This window comes from Sphingobacterium alkalisoli (assembly GCF_005049105.1).
Lineage (GTDB): Bacteria > Bacteroidota > Bacteroidia > Sphingobacteriales > Sphingobacteriaceae > Sphingobacterium > Sphingobacterium alkalisoli.
Genome location: NZ_SUKA01000001.1, coordinates 959,380 through 979,107 on the forward strand (window position 1 = coordinate 959,380; position 19,728 = coordinate 979,107).

General features: G+C 41.5%; 11 protein-coding genes. All 11 read left to right on the forward strand.

The window, feature by feature from the left end; translation table 11 throughout:
* Nucleotides 1-18 precede the first annotated feature (18 nt).
* The 11 genes from FAZ19_RS03650 to FAZ19_RS03700 all read left to right on the forward strand — a co-directional run bounded on the left by FAZ19_RS03650 (nt 19) and on the right by FAZ19_RS03700 (nt 19,728).
* A complete protein-coding gene (locus tag FAZ19_RS03650) occupies nt 19-1,449 on the forward strand; it encodes a glycoside hydrolase family 28 protein (RefSeq protein ID WP_136819224.1) in 1,431 nt (476 codons plus the stop codon).
* 172 nt (nt 1,450-1,621) lie between these two features.
* Nucleotides 1,622-2,695: an L-rhamnose/proton symporter RhaT gene (gene rhaT / locus FAZ19_RS03655; protein ID WP_136819225.1), complete on the forward strand. Its 1,074-nt coding sequence runs from the start codon at nt 1,622-1,624 to the stop codon at nt 2,693-2,695.
* A gap of 22 nt (nt 2,696-2,717) precedes the next feature.
* Complete coding sequence (locus FAZ19_RS03660; protein WP_136819226.1) at nt 2,718-4,826, forward strand: bifunctional aldolase/short-chain dehydrogenase; 2,109 nt, start codon at nt 2,718-2,720, stop codon at nt 4,824-4,826.
* 96 nt (nt 4,827-4,922) lie between these two features.
* A complete protein-coding gene (locus FAZ19_RS03665) occupies nt 4,923-6,197 on the forward strand; it encodes a TIM barrel protein (RefSeq protein ID WP_136819227.1) in 1,275 nt (424 codons plus the stop codon).
* Nucleotides 6,198-6,231: 34 nt separating this feature from the next.
* Nucleotides 6,232-7,581 (forward strand): FGGY-family carbohydrate kinase, encoded by a 1,350-nt coding sequence (locus tag FAZ19_RS03670; protein ID WP_188876066.1) that lies wholly within the window; start codon nt 6,232-6,234, stop codon nt 7,579-7,581.
* A 316-nt stretch (nt 7,582-7,897) separates the two neighbouring features.
* Nucleotides 7,898-9,211, forward strand: coding sequence for a rhamnogalacturonan acetylesterase (locus FAZ19_RS03675; RefSeq protein WP_136819229.1), 1,314 nt, complete (start codon nt 7,898-7,900; stop codon nt 9,209-9,211).
* A gap of 336 nt (nt 9,212-9,547) precedes the next feature.
* Nucleotides 9,548-11,767, forward strand: coding sequence for a fasciclin domain-containing protein (locus tag FAZ19_RS03680; RefSeq protein WP_169305553.1), 2,220 nt, complete (start codon nt 9,548-9,550; stop codon nt 11,765-11,767).
* A 46-nt stretch (nt 11,768-11,813) separates the two neighbouring features.
* Entirely contained in the window at nt 11,814-15,077 is a 3,264-nt protein-coding gene (locus FAZ19_RS03685) for a SusC/RagA family TonB-linked outer membrane protein (protein WP_136819231.1), read from the forward strand.
* 22 nt (nt 15,078-15,099) lie between these two features.
* Complete coding sequence (locus FAZ19_RS03690; protein ID WP_211245421.1) at nt 15,100-16,587, forward strand: RagB/SusD family nutrient uptake outer membrane protein; 1,488 nt, start codon at nt 15,100-15,102, stop codon at nt 16,585-16,587.
* A 12-nt stretch (nt 16,588-16,599) separates the two neighbouring features.
* On the forward strand, nt 16,600-18,258 hold the full coding sequence (locus tag FAZ19_RS03695) for a fasciclin domain-containing protein (protein ID WP_136819232.1): 1,659 nt from the start codon (nt 16,600-16,602) through the stop codon (nt 18,256-18,258).
* 30 nt (nt 18,259-18,288) lie between these two features.
* Nucleotides 18,289-19,728, forward strand: a complete 1,440-nt coding sequence (locus FAZ19_RS03700) for a fasciclin domain-containing protein (protein ID WP_136819233.1) — start codon at nt 18,289-18,291, stop codon at nt 19,726-19,728.

Here is a 19,728-nt window from a genome sequence, read left to right on the forward strand (position 1 = left end):
GTCAATAAATTTATCCTCATGAATCGTTTTTTTTCGCTACTCCTTTTAGGTCTTATTTTTTCAATGAAATCTTTTTCGCAACCACATGACGCAAGCCCGTGGGCAAAATTAGATAGTATCAGAACGTTGATCGTGGCGCCAACATTCGCAGACAACACCTATTTGATTACCGATCATGGCGCCAAAGGCGATGGCGTATTTATGAATACGGATATCATTAATAGCATCATCACACGTTGTTCGGAAGGCGGCGGGGGGAAAGTGATCGTCCCCAAGGGTGTTTTTTTGAGTGGTGCCATTCATTTAAAATCTAATGTGAATCTGCATTTTGAAGATGGTTCTAAAATTTTATTCAGCCGTAATCCGCAAGATTATTTACCCTTAGTCCGCTCCAGATGGGAGGGTATGGATCTGATGAATTATTCTCCGCTCATCTACGCCTATCAGGTAGAGAATATTGCAATAACCGGAAACGGAATATTAGATGGAAATGCTGATAATCAGCACTGGTGGCCGTGGAAAGCAAAGAAAGAACATGGTTGGGTCGAAGGAATGGATAATCAATTGGCATCGGTAAAGCAGCTGACGCAACAAGTCAAAGACCGTACCCCTGTAGCAGATCGCATATATGGAGATGGTGGCTTTTTACGACCTCCATTTATCCAACCCTATCAATCCAAAAATATTGTAATCGCCGATATTACGATAAACAATGCTCCTTTTTGGAACCTCAATCCTGTATTGTGTGAAAACGTAACTGTGCGCGATGTGAAGATCATCACCCACGGTCCTAATAATGACGGTTGTGATCCCGAGGCCAGTAAAAATGTCCTTATAACAGGCTGTTATTTTGATACGGGCGATGATTGTATCGCTATAAAATCCGGACGCAATGAAGACGGACGGGATCTAGCAGTTCCAGCCGAAAATATTATTATAGAAAATTGCGTCATGAAAGATGGTCACGGCGGCATTGTGATCGGAAGCGAAATTTCTGGAGGTGCAAAAAATATTTTTGCGCAAAACCTGCAAATGGATAGTCCGGAATTGGATCGTGTTATCCGATTGAAGACAAGTTCGTTGCGTGGGGGCGTAATAGACGGTTTGTATGTGCGGAATATTAAGGTAGGCACCTATAAGGAAGCGGCTATTCGCTTTAACATGTTTTATGAAAATCCTGGGGATTTCCTTCCGCAAATCAAAAATGTATGGGTCGAAAATCTTCAGGTTGAAAAAGGAGGGAAGTTTGGAATCCTGATTGATGCCTATAAAGATTCTCCGGTAACGAATTTTACCGTGATCAATTCCTCAATTAATGGAGTAGATATACCTGTGCAAAGTAACCATACCAAAAATGTGGTTTTCTCAAATTTTAAAATAAATAATAAAACGGTAGAATCAATAGAAAGTATAAACAATCAAAAAAAAGAAAATGCGGAGAAGTTCTAATCTTTTGGTTTAGATGCTTATGAATCAATACGAAGCCCTTTTTAGGGCTTTGCTTATTTTAAGAGAGATATTGGAGCTTTTCGAAAGAGGACATGACAGTTCATAACAGTTATGTAAATAGACTATTTTATCTTAGAACACATTTATAAATCTATCATTATTGTAATAATTTATGAACGCAATAGCAGGAGTAATATTTCATTTTATCGGGGGGTTCGCATCAGGGAGCTTCTATGTACCTTATAAGAAAGTAAAGGACTGGTCTTGGGAGGCTATGTGGATTCTTGGTGGGTTATTTTCTTGGATCATCGTACCGCCCATCGCGGCGTATTTGACGATTCCAAATTTTATGGAGATCATCCAAAATACCGATTCCAGTATTTTGGGATATACCTTTTTATTCGGTCTATTGTGGGGCATCGGGGGCCTTACCTATGGGCTGGGTGTACGTTATCTCGGCGTTTCCTTAGGAAGCAGTGTCATTTTGGGATTGAGTATGGTTTTTGGCTCGCTCATGCCTGCCATCTATTATTTTTTCAACAAGGCCGAAGGAAAACACGGTATCGATTATTTCTTTACAACGAATGCAGGAGTCTGCGTCATGGTGGGGTTGTTGGTTTGTGTATTAGGTATTTACCTCTGTGGGAAAGCTGGTGTTCTCAAAGAAAGAGGACTCGCTAACCTGTCTGGTGAGACACAGCTGGAGTATAAATTTGGACTAGGGATCACAGTAGCTATTATCTCCGGAATATTAAGTGCTTGTTTTAATTTTGGAATTGAATCAGGAAAGCCGATGGCCGATGTTGCCAATCAGCTTTGGAAGGCTGCCAATCCCAATGATGGCGAATTTCTTTATCAAAATAATGTCACTTACATTGTTATACTTTGGGGCGGATTTACAACAAATTTTATTTGGTGCCTCTACCTATTAGCCAAGAATAAAACATTTTCAGATTATAAAAAATCCACCGCTCCACTAGGTAAGAATTTCTTGCTGTGTGCATTAGCCGGTACGACTTGGTACTTACAGTTTTTCTTCTACGGTATGGGCGAGAGTAGATTAGGAAACGGGGCAAGTTCATGGATCCTACATATGGCATTTATCATCCTGATTTCAAATGCTTGGGGCATATTCCTGAAAGAGTGGAAAGGTGTGAGTAAGGCTACCTATCGCTCTATTATTGCGGGTATTGCGATCATTATTTTATCAATCTGTATTGTTGGATTTGCAAAAACATTAGAATAATAACTTTTAAAATTATATTGGTGTGAAAACATATAAACACGTAAATTACTTGTGGGACGAACAAAAGGCAAAATCACTTGAAGGAGATGAAGTTGCGTTATTGTTATACCGCTCCAACCTATTAGGTTCTGATTTGAGAATCACCAACTATGGTGGTGGAAATACTTCCTGTAAGCTAATAGATAAAGATCCCTTGACGGGTGCGTCTGTAGAAGTGATGTGGATTAAAGGATCTGGAGGAGATATCGGAACATTAAAAAAGTCAGGCCTTGCCGCATTATATGTTGATCGTTTACGCGATCTTGAAAAAGTATATAGAGGTATCGAACACGAAGACGAGATGGTCGAATTGTTCAACCACTGCATCTTCGATCTAAGTTCCAAAGCACCTTCCATCGATACACCGTTGCACGGATTTTTACCGTTCAAACATATTGACCACTTGCATCCCGATGCAGCCATAGCTATTGCTGCGGCAAAAGATGGTAAGCAGATCACACAGGATTTATTCAACGGAACAATCGGATGGGTAGATTGGCAAAAGCCAGGTTTTGATCTAGGGCTACAGTTGCGCGACTGTCTTGATCAGAATCCCGGAATCCGCGGAATTATGTTAGGTTCCCATGGTTTATTTACTTGGGGCGATACCGCTTATGAAAGCTATTTAAATTCCTTAGATGTTATCGAGACCTGTGCAGAATATTTAGAACAGAATTACGGTAAAAAGCGCCCAGTATTTGGCGGACAAAAAATAGAGAGCTTATCTGCAGATGAACGGGCGTTACAAGCGGCGAAATTGGCTCCTATTTTAAGAGGCTTCTGCTCTAGCGAGCGTCATATGATTGGTCATTTTGCAGATGATGACAAAGTATTAGAATACATCAATTCCAATGACCTGGAGCGTTTAGCACCGCTAGGAACAAGTTGTCCAGACCATTTCTTAAGGACGAAGATTCAGCCTTTGATCTTAAATCTAGACAAAGGAGAAGACCTAAGTGATGCCGAGGCTATCAAAGCGAAACTTCTTCCACTTTTCGAAGATTACCGGGAGATGTATACCAATTATTACGAAACATGTAAGCACGCCAATAGTCCTGCTATCCGTGATAAGAATCCGGTCATTATTTTATACCCAGGCGTAGGCATGTTTGCCTTTGCAAAAGATAAACAGACTGCACGGGTGGCAGCCGAATTTTACACCAATGCCATTAATGTGATGAAGGGCTCCGAAGCCGTAAGCGAATATACTTCGTTGCCGCGCCAAGAAGCATTTAATATCGAGTATTGGCTGTTGGAAGAAGCTAAATTGCAACGTATGCCAAAGCCAAAGGCATTATCTGGAAAAATTGCTTTAGTCACAGGTAGTGCTGGTGGTATCGGTAAAGCGATTGCAAAGAAATTTGCCAGTGAAGGTGCCGTTGTAATTCTGAATGATATGAATGCTGAGCGATTGGCATCAGCAGAGGAAGAATTTATCGGAATCTTTGGAAAAGATGCCGTTGCAACTGCTGTATTGGATGTAACCAATGAAGAGCAGATTGTGAAGGCACTCGAAAAATCAGCATTGGCATTTGGAGGTGTCGATATTATTGTGAATAACGCGGGTCTATCTATTTCCAAAACGATCGAAGACCACACCCAAAAAGACTGGGATTTATTGTATAATGTGTTGGTAAAAGGTCAGTTCTTGGTAACCCAAGCAGCTACGCGTACGATGAAAGCACAGGGAGTCGGCGGCGATATCATTAATATCGTTAGTAAGAATGCCCTCGTTAGCGGGCCAAATAATGCCGGATACGGTAGTGCAAAAGCGGCGCAGTTGCACCTGAGTCGATTGAATGCAGCAGAATTGGGTGCAGCAAGCATTCGGGTCAATGTCGTAAATCCAGACGCCGTGATTTCAGACAGCAACATCTGGGCCGGTGGATGGGCAGAAGGACGTGCAAAGGCATATGGCGTTACGGTTGAAGAACTTCCTGCATATTATGCTAAGCGTACCTTATTAAATGAGATAATTTTACCAGATGATATCGCAAATGCATGTTTTGCATTTACTGGAGGCCTGTTAAATAAATCCACAGGGAACGTATTAAATGTCGATGGCGGAGTAGCTATGGCGTTTACAAGATAATTCATTTTTGTTTGTTAGGTGTTGGAAGGTTCTACTTTCCAGCACCTTTATTTACCAAGTATAAGTTTCGACTTGTAACTTTTTTATTTTGAGAAAATGAGAATAGAAAAACAACTAATTGACCAACATAACCAAAAGCTAGAAGCGAAGCATCGCCGTGCTTTTAATTATATTTCCGAGGAGATTTCTGATATAGAATCACTTTTGAGAAAAGTAGAAAAGTTCCAGATTGCTATTCCCAGTTGGGCACTAGGCACCGGTGGTACACGGTTTGGACGCTTTACGGGCAAAGGCGAACCCTCTTCATTGGAGCAAAAAATCGAGGATGTAGGTTTATTGCATGCATTGAATAAATCCAGTGGCGCGATCTCTTTGCATATTCCTTGGGATATTCCACAAGACGCTGAAAAAATAAAGGAACTTGCCACATCGTATGATTTGGTATTTGATGCAGTCAATTCCAATACTTTTCAGGATCAGCCTGGACAGGCATACAGTTACAAATTTGGATCGTTGCAACACGTAGATCCAAACGTAAGGAAACAAGCTGTAGATCATAACATCGAAGTGATCAAGCATGGTATCGCACTAGGATCCAAAGCACTTACCGTGTGGTTGGCCGATGGTTCATCTTTTCCTGGCCAGTTGAATTTCAGGGAGGCATTCCAGAATACCTTAGAAAGTCTAAAAGAAATCTACAAGCATCTACCGGAGGACTGGAAAATGTTTGTCGAATACAAAGCATTTGAACCTAATTTTTATTCCACCACTATTGCCGATTGGGGACAGTCGTTATTGCTAGCAAATAAATTAGGAGATAAAGCGTATACCTTGGTCGATTTAGGTCACCATTTACCCAATGCAAATATCGAGCAGATCGTTTCCTTGTTACTAATGGAAGGCAAATTAGCTGGATTCCATTTTAACGATAGTAAATATGCGGACGACGATTTGACCGCAGGCAGTATTAAGCCATACCAACTGTTTTTGATTTTCAACGAGTTGGTCGACGGGATGGATGCTGCAGGAATCGATCACGCAACCGGGCTAGGCTGGATGATTGATGCATCACACAATCTGAAAGATCCATTAGTGGATTTGTTGCAATCTGTGGAAGCCATTAAGATTGCTTACACGCAGGCATTGATGGTAGACCGAAAAGCATTACGCGCCGCACAGCAGGCTAATGATGTGGTAAAAGCACAAGAGATATTACAAGATGTTTTCCGTACTGATGTACGTGCAATTGTTGCTGAAGCAAGATTTAGAAGCGGTGGCGCCTTGGATCCAGTAGGATTATTTGAAGAGGTGGCAGTAAGAACGAGATTGATAGAAGAAAGAGGAAGCAATTCTGTCGCTACAGGTTTATAAACGTTTTTTTTACTTAAATATTTTTTAATTTATTATGCGCATTCCGGTCGTTGCAATCTTTGATGTTGGTAAAACGAATAAGAAGCTTTTTTTGTTCAACGAACACTATCAGATTGTATTCGAGAAATCGGCCCGCTTTTTAGAAACAGTGGATGAAGATGGCGATCCTTGTGAGAACCTGGAAAGCTTAAGACTTTCCGTTTTCGATTCATTGCACGAAGTATTTCGACGTACGGAGTTTGATATCAAGGCGATTAATTTTACGTCATACGGTGCAAGTTTTGTGTATCTCAATGAAAGCGGTCATCCATTGACCCCACTTTATAATTACCTTAAAGAATATCCACAGGAATTAGATAAAGATCTTCATGTAAAGTATGGGGGAGTTGAACAGTTTTCATTAACTACAGCTTCCCCTTCATTAGGAAGTCTCAATTCCGGTCTGCAGGTGTATCGCCTCAAGACCGAGAAGCCAGAGGTATTTGAGCAGATGAAATATGCCGTGCATCTGCCCCAATATTTAAGTTTCTTGGTTTCCGGACAAATGTATTCGGATATGACCAGTATCGGTTGCCATACCGCGCTGTGGGATTTTGATGCCAGAGATTACCACCAATGGGTAAAAGATACAGGGATTGCACAAAAGCTCGCTCCTATTGTACAGGGAGATGAGGTTTTTCCAGCTACCTTCCCAGGGAGTACCTACAAAGTAGGCGTCGGATTACACGACAGCTCTTCAGCGTTGATTCCCTATTTACTTAATTTTCATGAACCTTTTGTCCTAATTTCTACGGGTACGTGGTGTATTTCCCTCAATCCATTTAACGAGAGCCCACTGACAAAAGAGCAATTGGACAAAGACTGCCTGTTCTACCTCACGTATGCAGGTACACCTGTCAAAGCTTCCCGGCTATTCGCAGGCTATGAGCACGAAGTGCAGACCAAGCGAATTGCCGAACACTTCGGCACGACTACTGCCCGGTTTAAAAGCATCGAGATCGACTGGTCGATCATCGATAAGCTAAAAGAAGAAAATTCGCCTACGAGTCTCGATACCTTTTCCAAAAGAGACTTAAGCCAGTATGCACACGTCGCAGAGGCCTATCATGGACTCGTGATCGACTTAGTGAATGCGCAGGTGGAATCCACCCGCCTGATCCTGTCGTCGCAACGTGTAAAAAGAATATTTGTAGACGGCGGTTTCAGTAAGAACAATATTTACATGACTTTGCTGGCGCGAGAATTTACCGATGCAGAAGTATATGCTGCGTCGATGGCACAAGCCACCGCAATAGGGGCCGCTTTAGTCATACATCAGCATTGGAACAGCCACCCTATTCCAAATGATATTATCGAGTTACGTTATTTTAGAGGTAGATCCTGATTTCTTCAATGGCATCAATCCGTGGTACAATAGTGACTGGATCGAACTGTGCCAGAACTTAGATCGCCACGTCATTCTTCCGAGGAAGACATTAAGGTTTAAGCCTGTTTACCCGTAGGTAGGCGGGCTTTATCGGTTTTTCCATGCAGTGATGTAGTCCATAAGCCCTTCATCGCGAACCGGAGGTACGATGGTACGGCAGGAAGATGACCTTTGTTCGTGCAGGATGGCTCAGGTTGCGGAACTCGGATAAACCAGCTAATTTAGTGTCACGAATATAAACCGAACACACCGTAGATTTAACTGTTGACATCTTATGAACTTAATTGCAAAAAGAAAAGCTATCGTACTGCTAACTATGGTATTGATTAATATCCAGTTTTTGTCTGCAGGCCAAGTACTGATGGAGTTTTCATTCACTAAGAAAAGCAAATCACAGATAGCCATTAACCATCCGCTTGTTTACGATTCGAAGGCAGGTTATGGTTTCGATCTCGGAACCGAAGGCAACGTAGCTATAGTTAAGAACAAGCGAGGGTACTTGTCCAGCAATAAGCCTTTTTATTTTTCGGTACAAGTGGCAGAAGGAAATTATAAGGTAACAATAACATACAAGAATATCGGCAGAGCCTATACCAGTACGTTACGATCTGAATCTAGACGTCTGCAGTTAGAACATGAAAAGATAGATCATAAGACTGGATTTCAACGCTCCTTCCTGGTACATGTAAAAGATGCACAGATAGCCGGAACCGACTCGGTGAGGTTAAAAGAGCGGGAAAGGTCGAAGTTGGATTGGGACAATAAATTAACCTTAGAATTTCAGGGCGAAAATCATATAGAAGCTATTCGAATAGAAAAAGTTACGGATGCTGTTACGTTGTTTTTAGCGGGTAACTCTACGGTGGTCAATCAGGAAGAAGAACCCTGGGCATCCTGGGGGCAAATGATTCCCCGGTTTTTTGATCCGCACGTCGCCGTTGCAAACCATGCCGAATCAGGACTATCATTAGGATCGTTTCTCTCTTCGCGTAGGCTGGAAAAAATTCTATCCATCGCTAAGTCAGGTGATTATTTATTTGTTGAATTTGGTCATAACGATCAGAAAGAAAAAGGAGAAAATGCTGGCGCTTACAAGTCTTATTCCGAGCGACTAAGAAAGTTTATCAGCGAGTTTCGCACCAAAGGCGGCATACCTGTTATTGTTACTTCCACCGCAAGACGATCTTTTGATGGGGATGACAGACTCATACATACCCTAGGCGATTTTCCAGATGCTGCGCGTAAAATAGCGAAAGAGTTGCAGGTACCCTTGATCGATCTGAATGCGATGACCTCCACATTTTACACTGCGCTCGGTGTAGAAGCATCGAAAAATGCATTGGTGCACTATCCTGCGAATAGTTTTCCTGGTCAATCAGAGCCTTTACAGGATAATACCCATTTCAATACCTATGGAGCCTATCAGATTGCGAAGATGGTGCTGCAGGGCATGTCCACTGCTGGATTAGATGTGCGGAAACACATTGTTGATTTTCAGGGCTACGATCCTAAAGAGCCAGATTCTTTTCAAGATTGGAATTGGCCGCTAAGTGTGAAAAATAGTACGATTAAGCCAGACGGGAATTAATTTACTACCTTTTTCATCCTAAACCTTTCTCATGTCCTTATTAATTTATAAATCAGTTTAGCTTACAATACTCTTGTTAAAAGCTTTTAGTAGTCGATTTAGTACGTTTATTTCCATCGTTGTAGGATTTTAACCATCATTTATAGTATTTTATCAGGATAGCGCAGGTTGCGGGATTGCAGGGTATATGTTACATTTGGATATACCAATTGATAGATTATACCATCAATGAAATTTTTTGCCGATACGTTTTAATCATTTTTTGCTGAGAGCCGATTTTTTTTACGTTACCAATTTATAACAATAAACTTTTAACTAACCCAATAAACTATGTTTATGCTTTTTAACAAGTATTCCCTTTGCTGGTTACTCTTGTTCTTAACGATCTCCAGTTGTCGAAAAGCGGCATTCGACGAATTTTATGGCCGTCCGGATTGGCTTGAGTCTGCCATCTATTCCAAGTTGCAAGAGGAAGGGAGATTTTCAATGATTCTGAAGCTCATCGATAAAGCGGGCTATCAAGAAACCCTAAACCAAGCCGGCTATTGGACATTTTTTGCGCCTAATGATGACGCTGTTAAACGTTTTCTAGAAGAACAAAATATTTCGGATATCGATGCGGTTTCTGCCGATATAGCAGAAAAAATTGTTCGTAACGCATTAGTATACAATGCTTTTAAAACCGATCGCATCTCGGATTACCAGTCTAGTTTGGGTTGGGTAGAAGGTATGTCTTTCCGTAGACGAACAGCATATTATGACGGTTTTCAGAAAGAAAATGTAAAAATCAATGGAGTAGAACAAGAGTTAATTGTTGCGGCGTCTAACCGTAATAACATGACCGTTTCATTTGGAACACCTTATTATGTCGATGGAGATAATAATAACAAATATGTAACCTATTTTCACTCCAAATATGCGGCATTAAATAACCTAACGGCTAGCGACTATACGTTTTTCCATCCAAATGTGAACTGGACCGATTTTAACTTTATGGGCTCAAAGGTCGTGAAGGCAAATATCATTGCGGAAAACGGCATTATTCACGAAGTAGATGCCGTTAATCTTCCACAGTTAAGTTTGGACCAATATATTGCTCAGAATGATGACTATAGCTTTTTTAGGGATTCAATTCTAAATCCGTATTTTGTAACCTACCAACCCAATGCCGAAGCGAGCAAGACTTACGAATATCGTACAGGGCAGGCTGCTCAAGTATATATCAAAGCATATGACCCGATGCTGACCTTCTCTCCCAATAACGAGAACTACCTAAAGATGGAGGATAACGACGGACAGATGGACGCCTATACGCTATTTATCCCTAAGAATGAAGTGTTGATTCCTTGGGTCAGAAATGTGCTGCTAGAACATTATAAAGCGCTGGGCAATGTACCCAAAACTGTATTGGCCGATTTAGTCAATACTATGCTCTGGCAAAATGCCGTATGGCCAAGTCAATTTGGTTTAAAAACCAATATACACGAAGAAGAGGCGACTTTTGAATTATCTGATATCGCTGATAAGCAAATGCTTAGCAATGGTTTTTTCTACGGAACGAGTAAAATGCAGGAGTCCAATCTGTTTAGTACAGTGTATAAGCATGTGATTTTAGATCCAGATTATTCTTTAATGCTCATGTTGCTAAATAAAGAATATAAAAGATTCGTAACCAATCCAAATAAGCAGTATACCGTATTTTTATTTTCCGACCGTTTATTACAGCAGTTAGGCTATGCATATAATGACCGGATTAATGATTGGTCATGGCGAGATCGTAATAACAACGTTATTGGTCACTCCATTACCGAACCCCGTCTACAGCGTATCCTCTACACCCATATTGTTGAAACACCCAATGATGAGTTAGCTAATATCGGCACCACAAGTGGTTATATACAGACCGGAGATAATGTTCTTCCCGGTGAATACATCAAGTGGAGTAACGGGAATATATACGCTTCGGGTAATGAGTTTTTAGGGCAGGCTGTCCATGTTGTTGGATCGGCCAAGTTTGGCAATAATGGACGGATCTATTATGTCGATAACTTATTGGAATTTTCATCAGAAACGGTAGGGCAAGCATTGACACGTATTGCTACGTCTAATACAGATGTAAGCCGTTTTCGGGATTATGTGTTTAATTCAAGGTTATACCGAGCAGCTGATTTGACATTAAATGGGATTGCTACAGGTTCATCTTATACCATCTTGATGCCGAACAATGACGCTATCCAGCAAGCTATAGATGATGGTGTATTGCCGGCAAGTCATACGCCCGGAGACCTAGCGGATCAAGTCAAAGTTGAGCAGTTTGTTCAGCACCATATCCTGACAAACGTTAATCTTGCGCCTGATGGAAATCAAGATATAATATCTGCCATAAGCCTTTTAAAGGACGCGAACGATCAATCCATTATTGTAGGCGTAGCCAATGCAGTCAATAATTTGCGCTTTATTGATAGTTCAAATAGAACTATTCCTGTGGTCAATAATACGAATTTATACATCAGTAACCGCATTGTATTACATGAACTCAATGGATATCTTAACTAGGAGTGCTGATCTCGAGATGGTAGTTGAAAAAAAGAATAATAAACCTATGAAATTACAGTTAAACTATATTTTTTCCCTGATGGTGTTATTCCTCTTGATGGGTGCTGAGAATACGTATGCCCAAACTGTGCTTCGGGGAAGGGTAACCGACTCGCAGACGAAAGAACCTATTGTGGGTGCAACAGTTGCCGAATTAGCCAGTGATAACCGTACTGTTACAGCCGTGACCACAGATATGGACGGTAACTATGCAATTACGTTAAAAGGGGCTACGAATAGACTAAACGTATCCTTTATTGGCTATCATGTTCGGACCCTGCCTATCAATAATCAGACACAGCTGAACGTATCATTGGTTTCTAGTGATAATCAGATCGAAGAGGTGGCCATCTCCCGGCAGCAGACGGGTACAAATACGGGGCTGCTCAATATTGCGCAGCGTGACTTAACAACAGCTACAGCTACAATTAATGCCAAAGTACTCCAAGATATGCAATCTAGTTCGATTGATGAGGCGCTTCAAGGACGTTTACCTGGGGTAGATATTTCGGCTAACTCCGGTGATCCAGGATCCGGGATGTCTATCCGGATTCGGGGAACTTCATCCTTAAGTGGTAATGCAGAACCTCTCATTGTGGTAGATGGGATGCCATATGAAACAAGTATTCCCGGCGATTTTAACTTCGGAACAGCCGACGAAGACGGTTATGCACAGCTATTGAATATTGCACCGGCAGATATCGAAACCATAACCGTCTTAAAAGATGCGGCGGCAACTGCGGTATGGGGATCCCGGGCGTCCAATGGTGTGTTATTGATTACCACAAAACGTGGTACGATGTCTAAACCGACTATCAATTACTCGTTCCGCGGTTCACTATCAAGTTTACCTGATGCTATACCGCTATTAAATGGCAATCAATACTCGCAACTGATTCCAGAGATGGTAATGAACCGTACGGGTACCCCTCTAAATACCTTGACCTTTAAAGAATTTCAGTACGATCCGGGGGATGTTTACTATTACAATAATTACAGTCAAAATACGGATTGGATCGACGCGATTACGCAAACAGGTCTTTCCAATGATCATACCTTCTCCATTCAGGGCGGGGGCGAAAAAGCACGCTATTACTCATCTGTAGGTTATCTAGGTCAACGTGGGGTAACGGTTGGGACAGGCTTGGAACGGATTTCCGCACGTCTGAATCTGGATTATGAAATCTCAGACCGCATTAAGTTCCGTACCGACATTGCGTATACACATACCGTAACGGATCGAAATTATGTAAATACAAAGGACAATCAAGATAATATCAGGGGGCTTGCTTACATTAAAATGCCTAATATGAGTTTGTATGAGTATGACCGATATGGCAATGAAATGCCGGTATATTTTTCTCCAGATCGCAATATACAAGGTGCTTATCCAGGCACATACAATCCTGCTGCTATGGCTGAATATGCCAGTAACAGACACTCGGGAGAACGAATCACACCGGTTTTCAATCTGAAGTACGATATTATTCCAAGCAAGTTAATATCCGATTTTCAGGTCATGTTTGATATTAATAATGCCCGGGTGAACAATTTCTTACCGCAGTTGGCTACCGGTCGACCATATACCGAGACGGTTGTAAACCGGGCTGGAGAATCAGATCATGATTCTTTCCGTTTGCAGACGAAGGCCAATCTGATCTACTTTCCCATCGCAACAGAAAAACACGATCTACAGATGCTATTGTCCTGGCAAACAGATGAAGCACGTGGATTAAACTATGAATCCTTGATTTCCAATACGGCGTCGACGTTATTAACAGATCCGTCTAATCCAGGCCGTACACAAAACAATGAATTGGCGCTATTCGCCGGCATGGGCGAATCTCGGTCGATAGGGGGATTGTTTAGTACACAATATAAGTTAAACGATAAGTATATTATTAACGCAGGCTTGCGCGCCGATGCCAATTCTAAATTTGGGGCCAATAATCGCTTTGGCTTGTTTCCGTCCATTTCTACGCGGTGGCGGGTCTCGGGAGAGGAATTTATGAAAAATATTCCTTTTATTAATGAGCTGAGCCTACGGGCAAGTTACGGACAATCTGGTCGGGCTCCACGTTATGACTATTTGTTTTATAGCAATATTGTTAATAACGCAACGTCCTATCTAGGTGAAACAGGTGTGTTTCCGGCGAATATGGAACTACGGAATTTGAAATGGGAAACCGTGAAAGGACAGAATGTCGGTTTCAATGTGGAGGTGTGGGATAGAAAAGTGCGTCTTGATGTGGATTTCTATCGAAACCGTACTGTGGATATGTTATTCGAAAACTTAGGTGTGCCGAATATCAGCGGTTACAACAGCATATGGCTAAATTCTGGAACCATGGACAATCAAGGTTGGGAGGTCGGACTGAATGCCACACCCTACCGTACCAATGATCTCACCATAGACTTTTCGTTTAATATCGCACGGAATATGAATGTGATCCGGGAGATCCCAGAGTTCCTGGTAAATGAACAAGGACGCGGCACCGTGAATGGTGAATTCAAGCGTATCTTACAGATGAATAACCCGATTGGTTCATTCTATGGCTATCGGTACGAAGGTGTTTATTCTACTACAGAAGAAACCATTGCAAAGGACGTAGATGGGAACAACATCATCGGGCCCGATGGAGAGCCCGTCTACATGCGATTTAATTATCCCTACTCAGACTACGTTTTTCAGGCGGGAGATGCCAGATATGCAGATATCAATAATGATGGTAGTATAGATGAACGGGATATTGTGTATTTAGGAAATTCCAGTCCCAGATTAACGGGTGGCTTTGGCCCGTCGGTAAATATCAAAAACCGCTTACGTATTGCGCTATTTTTTAATTTCAGGACAGGATATGACGTTGTAAATGGTGCCATGATGCATACGACGAAGATGCACAATTACGACAATCAATCTACCGCTGTGATGAGCCGCTGGCGAAATGAGGGGGATGTAACGGATATGCCACGTGCTTTATTGGCAGAAGGATATAATTGGTTGGGATCGGATCGCTATGTGCAGGATGCTTCTTTTCTGCGTTTCAGATCGGCCACGGTGAGTTATAGTTTTGGTCAGGATCTGATGAAGCGTTTGGGAATGAGTGATTTAAGAATGTATGTCACTGGGGAAAACTTCTTTACCTGGACAAACTATCTGGGACAAGATCCGGAAATCAATATGCAAAAAGGCATTTTTGGTGTGGCCTGGGATGATTCCCGGACACCGCCCACCATGCGTTTTACGTTAGGACTATCCACTCGATTTTAATGAAGATAATCTATAGAAAGACATGAAAAGAATCAATTTATATATTTCCATTGTTCTGATAGCAATCTGCTCGCTATCGAGCTCCTGTACAAAATGGCTTGACCTCAAGCCACAGGATGGATTGGTAGAGCAGGATTTTTGGCAGACAAAGGAACATGTTCGTTCAGCGGTAAACGGTATCTATATTTCTTTAGTATCGAGTAATCTTGTGAGTTCACTCTTTATGCACGGCGAGATGCGTACCAACATGGTGGAGCTTACTGCTTTTACCACACAGATGCATGAAGAATATCGTTTTGCTAATCTAATGTCAACCAATACGTTTACCAATTGGGGTGATTTTTATCGTATTATCAATTATTGTAATAATGTAATAGATAATGCACCAGGTGTAAAAGAGGTAGATCCGACCTTGCTTCAAGCCGATCTGGATGCGTACATCGGCGAGGCGTTAACCATACGCGCATGGATGTATTTTTATCTGGCCCGTATTTGGGGGGATGTACCGTTAAAATTAAATTATACGCAGTCGGATGACGATAATCTAATGATTGCAAAATCCAGTCAGGAAGAAGTGTTGGCCGCTGTGGTTGCGGACCTGATTCGTGCAGAGGGAATGGTTAAGGAAACCTTTGCCACAACAATTGCAGCCGACAAAGGGAAGGTAACTAAATATACGGTTAATGCCCTATTGGCAGATGTATATCTGTGGCAAGATGACTATTCCAAAGCGTTGGATGCCTGCGAGATGATTGTCAAGTCTGGCAAGTTTGAATTGGTCTCGGGAGATCCATCGACGTGGCTAAATGTGCTATTTGCAGTGGGTAATTCTTCTGAAGGTATATTCGAATTGCAATACGATCGGCAGCAGTTAAATCCATTTCATAATCTCTTCATACAAAATCGTATTTATGCAGTAGGAGGAACTGTGTATGAATCGTTGTACATGATTGATGAGAGCGATCCTGATAATTTTGATGTACGCGGAGATCGGGGTTCGCTAGATGCTTCTACAGGGCAAATCTACAAGTACCAAGGAATTAACAGACAACAGCGTAAAACATTGGAAGAATCATATACCCACTGGATGGTATATCGCTATGCGGATGTTCTGTTGATGAAAGCTGAAGCTTTAAACGGCCTAAACGAAGGGCAGGAGGCGATAGATTTGATTTACGAGGTACGCGAGCGTGCAAATGCATTAGATTTGAACGATTTAACTCCTACCGAGGATGATCAGGCTACGATAACAACATTTTTGGTTGCAGAACGGGCACGTGAATTTGCGTACGAGGGCAAGCGTTGGTTTGATGTCTTACGCCATGCGAGGCGGAATAATTATGCACGTATAGATTTGATTACAAATATGGTAATGGAATACGCTCCTGCAGACCGGCAACAGTCCATGCTAGGCAAATACCGGGATCCGAATAGTCATTATCTGCCTATCTATTTTACTGAATTGCAGATGAACAAGGCATTGGTACAAAACCCGTTTTATAACAATTAATACATTAAGGTTATGAAAATAAAATATATAGAAAAAATAATGTACTGGACTTTGGGAGTCTGGATGCTTATGGTGCAGGGAGCTTGTGTTAAAGAAGATTTTACCCAAACTACTGACGTGACACCCAATATCGCTACCTTTTTGAAAAATTCGGAAGATTTTACAGTATTCTATGAAGCGGTTGTGAAAGCCGGTACAGCTGCTTATCTAGATGCTTGGGGTACGTATACAGTGTTTGCTCCAAATAATGTCGCAATGGACACTTACATCCGCAGCTTGGGTAAGAGTAAGGTCGCCGATCTCACGGACGAGGAAGCTAAATTGTTGGTAACACAGCATATTGTGACTGATACGGTATCCACAGGCAATTTTAAAGATGGTAAAATTACAAAGAACTCCGTAGCGGGTCTGTTTATCACCACTTCCGTACGCAATGTAGACGGACGCTCCGAAATTCTGCTTAATAAAGAATCGGTTATTATCTTACCTAACCAACGTACGGGAAATGGATTGGTACATGGGGTAGATAAAGTATTCACGCCTATTACGCGTACGCTTATGGAAGAGATTCAGGCTAACCCAGAGCTTAGTTTATTTGCAGAAGCCTTACAAGAGACTGGCTTGGATGCAACCTTGAATATAGTTGAAGAAGAACAATATTTTTCGGTGTTAGCTGTGTCAAATGCCGTATTTGCACAGCGAGGTATTAATAGCTTAGCAGATTTACGAGACAAGTATTCCCATACAGGAAACCCGAAAAATCCGAATGATAGCCTTTATATGCATATGGCTTACCATATTGTACCTGATCTAAAATATGTGTCTGACCTTATGTTGCAAAATTCACATGTGACTAAGGTAAATAATGAGATTATTTTGGTAAAGGTTGATGGTGAGCGTGTGTTGATTAATGAAGAGGAGTGGTTGGGAAATATCGAATTGGGTGCTGAAATCGATCGTAGCATCAGTGATAATACAACAAAAAATGGTGTGTTACATCAATTGAAAGATAATATCTTTATTAAAGCGCGTTTCCCTTTTCCAATTTATTGGGATCCAGCTGATCAACCTGAGATCAGGATAGCGGGTGTTTATGGTCGGGCTAATTTATCTGTAGCTAAAGGTTTTCTGAAAGACGTGAGTTGGGGAGGGGCTGAATCTGCGGCGATAGATTATGAAAGCTTGCTTGGAGCCAATATGATAGGAGCGGTTTATAATGATCTATTGATAGTTAATTTACGCACAGCAGTTATACCTTGGATTGAACTCAAAACCCCCGTGATTGTAAAAGGACGCTACAAAGTGTGGATCAGTTGGCGTACAATAGATAGTCAGCAAGGCTCTAATACTATCGATGTATATGTAAACGGTGCGCAGCTTTCGCGCTCGATCGTTAACGGTGAGTATAGAAATAGAACTTTGCCAGCACGGGAATTAGAGGCTTTAGGTTATAAGATGCATCTGGCTGGATCTCCTTCTGGGGCTAATAATTACAACACGAAGATGGTTGGTATTGTAGATATAAACTCGACAGATCGGCATACCATACGGCTGGAAACGAAAACTAACCGCAATACGCCTTTTCGAATGGATATGATCCACTTCATACCTGTAGATATGGAACAGATCTATCCTGTATTCGATATCAATGGAAATGCCGTGTATCCATAATGTAATTTAATGGAGTTTTAAAAATATATAATGAAAAATAAAACTATATACATATTGAGCATCTTATTGCTTACGTCAATTTTAACGCATTGTACCGATCCATGGGACGATCACGTGAACGATGGAGTAACAAATGTTAATCAAAGCTTGCTCCAACGATTGGAGAGTGAGGCAAATGCGACCGTATTCCTGGATCTACTCAAGACTTCCGGATTAGACAAAAATCTTGATGGACGAAATGCTTATACGGTCTTTGCTCCGACCAATGAAAGTATTCAATCGTTGGTAACCTCCCTAAAGACGGACCCTGAAGCCCTTGAGACCTTTGTTCAAAATCACATCGCAGTATCTACGCATCGTTTAAATACAGGTAGTGACACGGTGCAGATTACGATGCTGAACGGTAAAATTTTAGATTTGGTGAACTCGCAAATAGGTGGGGTTGCTTTTGCCAAGGCGAATCAAGGAAGTGCTGATGGACTGTACCATGTTATTAATACGCCGTTAATGCCCCAGCAAAATTTGTGGGAGTTTATTAACAGTAATACCGATTATGCCCAAAATCAATTTGTGCTTAGTCTGAACACCTATAATTTACTAGACACTGCTGCTGGTCAAGATGATCCCGAAGACGAGTACCTAAACAATGAGTTTCTACATAATTTAGCCGACGTACGTGTGGAGAAAGACCGATTTACTTATTTCGTATTAAATAATGCGACGTTTGAGCAAGAGGTCAATGGTTTCCTTCCTTATGTTAACTACCGTAACGAAGCAGATTCTTCGTTAGCGATTAGCCGGTACCATATTGTAAAAGACCTGATATTTGCACAGGCTTACGACTTAGAAAGCCTACCGGATCAATTGGTAAGTATCTCGGGTGTGCAGTTTCCAATTGATAAGAATGCAATTGTTGAAACGATACCCTTAAGCAATGGCTATATACACGTATTAAATACCTCTACATTACCGGTGGCTAATAGGTTGTTAGACCTGGTTATTGAAGGAGAAGATTTTACAGGAACAACATCCTCCGTTTCTAATTCCACGTTTGTAAGAGAAAAAATGGATCCATCAGGAAATATCTTTCGGGATTTGATGATTCAGAACCACGGTGTATCCGCGTTAGGGGTGAGATATGCGTTGCCTTATCTGCTAAGTACCAATTATGATGTTTACTGGCGGGCGGTAAATGATATTCAGACAAATGTGTTTCAGCAAAGAGTAGTCATGACAGATATAAATATGGTAGAAGATGAGTTTGGCGTACTTCGATACCCAACATTTCAAGAGTTTCCGTATATGAATGTGGAAGTGCGTAATTACAATGAAGTGTATTTAGGAGAGTTTGAATTAGCAGAGCTAAAACGTGTAAATGCCTTTTTAACAGGTGCGGCAGTCACGACAAACGGGAATAATACCATCGTGGCGGATTATCTGCGATTTGTACCAAAAGTAAAACAAAACTAA

Coding starts and splice junctions, on each gene's coding strand:
- FAZ19_RS03685 (WP_136819231.1), top strand. CDS start 11,814: ATGAAATTACAGTTAAACTATATTTTTTCCCTGATGGTGTTATTCCTC.
- FAZ19_RS03700 (WP_136819233.1), top strand. CDS start 18,289: ATGAAAAATAAAACTATATACATATTGAGCATCTTATTGCTTACGTCA.
- FAZ19_RS03670 (WP_188876066.1), top strand. CDS start 6,232: ATGCGCATTCCGGTCGTTGCAATCTTTGATGTTGGTAAAACGAATAAG.
- FAZ19_RS03695 (WP_136819232.1), top strand. CDS start 16,600: ATGAAAATAAAATATATAGAAAAAATAATGTACTGGACTTTGGGAGTC.
- FAZ19_RS03680 (WP_169305553.1), top strand. CDS start 9,548: ATGCTTTTTAACAAGTATTCCCTTTGCTGGTTACTCTTGTTCTTAACG.
- FAZ19_RS03675 (WP_136819229.1), top strand. CDS start 7,898: ATGAACTTAATTGCAAAAAGAAAAGCTATCGTACTGCTAACTATGGTA.
- FAZ19_RS03690 (WP_211245421.1), top strand. CDS start 15,100: ATGAAAAGAATCAATTTATATATTTCCATTGTTCTGATAGCAATCTGC.
- FAZ19_RS03665 (WP_136819227.1), top strand. CDS start 4,923: ATGAGAATAGAAAAACAACTAATTGACCAACATAACCAAAAGCTAGAA.
- FAZ19_RS03650 (WP_136819224.1), top strand. CDS start 19: ATGAATCGTTTTTTTTCGCTACTCCTTTTAGGTCTTATTTTTTCAATG.
- rhaT (WP_136819225.1), top strand. CDS start 1,622: ATGAACGCAATAGCAGGAGTAATATTTCATTTTATCGGGGGGTTCGCA.